The organism is Bowmanella yangjiangensis, from assembly GCF_017255015.1.
In the GTDB taxonomy this organism is placed as follows: Bacteria; Pseudomonadota; Gammaproteobacteria; order Enterobacterales; family Alteromonadaceae; genus Bowmanella; species Bowmanella yangjiangensis.
This window is the reverse complement of sequence record NZ_JAFKCS010000354.1, coordinates 1-818: the sequence shown is the minus strand read 5'-3', so window position 1 is coordinate 818 and position 818 is coordinate 1. Positions and strand designations below refer to the sequence as shown.

General features: G+C 66.4%; 1 protein-coding gene. It reads left to right on the top strand.

Annotated elements, in window-relative coordinates; translation table 11 throughout:
* Positions 1-203: 203 nt before the first annotated feature.
* Positions 204-818, top strand: a 615-nt coding sequence (locus tag J0A65_RS24500) for a substrate-binding domain-containing protein (protein WP_206596860.1), incomplete at its 3' end; no start/stop codon positions are given.

Sequence of the window (818 nt, the reverse complement as noted above, 5' to 3'; positions counted from 1 at the left end):
TTGTGCGTCGGGGTGGGGCTGTCGATGGTGGTGGTCATGGTAGCTGGAGTCTGCGACGGAACCGGGATGATCGCCTGCCTGAGGCGTCAGGGCTAGTCCGACCGTCGGTTTGGAAGGTTAAAAAGTATGAGCCGACAGCTTCGCGACAGGGGCATGAGGTCAACGCCTGATGCTAAAGTGATGGCAATGGCTGGGAGTCGAACATGCCAAGAGTCCTTTCTTTCGTTTGCCTGCTGCTGACAGCCGCCCTCCTGCTCCCGGAGATGGCCATGGCGCGCGACTGCATCGGTCTGATACCGGCCAGCACCTCGGCCTTCTGGACGGACCTGGAGGTGGGCGCACGTCGCAGCGCCGATGATCTGCAGATGGATATCTACACGCGAGCCCCGACCAACGAGGGCAGCGTCGACGTGCAGCTGCAACTGATCGAGCGCGTCCTCGCGCATGGCTGCAAGGCCCTGATCATCGCCCCGGCCGGCGAGGCCATCGATGCGCGTGTCGTCGCCCGGCGCGAGCAGGGCGTCCCCACGGTCTACGTCGATCGCAGCGTCGCCGGCGAAGGGGCCTATGCGCTGGTCGCCACGGACAACTTCCTCGCCGGTCAGCTGGCTGGGCAGCAGCTGGCCGAGCAGTTGGGCGCCGGCAAGCGGGTGGCGCTGCTGCGCCTGCAGCCGGGGTTGCAGTCGACCCAGGAGCGTGAGCGCGGCTTCCTGCTGGCGGCCCATGCAGCGGGCCTGCAGGTGGTCTTCGATGATTACCTGGGCGCTGACCGACAGCGCATGGTCGCGGCGCTGACGCGCATGCTGCCGGAGCTGGAT